The following is a 1,147-nucleotide window of genomic DNA, read 5'->3' as shown; positions in this document are numbered from 1 at the left end:
TCCTAACGCGCCCTAACTTCTTTTTATTACACCGAGCGTTCACTTTCAGTCAACCTGAGCCAGTCGTTTTCTCATCGATTCACCTTTCATTTCCAATCGGTGAGCATTGTGCATCAGTCGATCTAAGATCGCGTCTGCAAGCGTGTTGTCTCCCACACAGCCATACCATTCATCCGTGGGCAGTTGGCTTATCATTACCGTGGCATTTTTACCGTAGCGATCGTCCATTAGCTCCAGCAGATCGTTTCGCTGGGACGGGTGTAGTGGCTCAAGCCCCCAGTCGTCCAGGATCAGCAACTGGGTTTTCGATAACTGCGTCAGCTGTTTTCTGTAGCTACCGTCCGCACGACCGTGCGTCAGTTCCCCCAGCAACCTGCTCAGTCGCCAGTACTGCACGCTGTAACCCTGCTGGCAGGCATTGTTACCCAGAGCGCAGCCCACGTAGGTTTTGCCACAACCACAGGGGCCGGTTATCAGCAAGTTTTGCCCCCGTAGCACCCATTCGCTCTGGCTTAGCTGCGCGATACGTGAACGCTCTAGGTTTCTTGCCGGCTGGTAGTCGATGTCGTGAACCGAGGCCTCAAGCCTCAGGCGTGCTTTCTGCAACAGGCGTTTTTGCTTCCGCTGGTCCCGCTCCAGTGATTCCCGGGAGACCAGCAACGCCAGCCTTTCCCTGAACGAGAGCTCTTCGTATGTACCCGGTTGTTCCATCTGGACAGATAGTGCGGCAGCCATGCCGGTCAGTTTCAGTTCGGACAGTTTTTTCATCAGCGTATGTGGCATTATCAGTTTCCTTATTTCAGTGGAAGTGGCGCGGGCCACGGATATTTTCATGTTCCTGGGGAAGCTCCTGAGACGGATGTTGGTCGCGCTCCTGAGGAATGAGATCGCGGTTAGCTTTCAGGATCGACTTTATCTGCTTCAGTCGGGTCAGCCCCTCGCTGTTGGCCAGCCGGCAGCTGTTGTTGACGCGCTCCGGAGGATACGCCCGTGTCAGGCTCAGCAGGCCCAGACACAACCGGTAGGCCTGCTCCGGATGTGCTTTCTCCTCCAGACGCTCACTGATCCACCGTAGCGTGTCGTGACCGACTCCCGCTGCCCAGTTTTTCAGTCGCCCCGGTGTCCATAGCTGATGGTGGCGGTGGCG

Annotated in this window: 1 protein-coding gene and 1 pseudogene; both read right to left on the bottom strand. The window is 56.1% G+C overall.

Annotated elements, in window-relative coordinates; translation table 11 throughout:
• Positions 1-45: 45 nt before the first annotated feature.
• Positions 46-786, bottom strand: a complete 741-nt coding sequence (istB, locus tag J8X26_RS26645; protein WP_307803525.1) for an IS21-like element helper ATPase IstB — start codon at positions 784-786, stop codon at positions 46-48.
• A 13-nt stretch (positions 787-799) separates the two neighbouring features.
• Positions 800-1,147 (bottom strand): annotated as a pseudogene (locus tag J8X26_RS26640) (IS21 family transposase); the annotation flags it as partial.

It is taken from the genome of Rahnella sp. ChDrAdgB13, from assembly GCF_017655185.1.
Classification (GTDB): Bacteria; Pseudomonadota; Gammaproteobacteria; order Enterobacterales; family Enterobacteriaceae; genus Rahnella; species Rahnella contaminans.
This window is presented reverse-complemented; position numbering and strand designations above follow the sequence as displayed.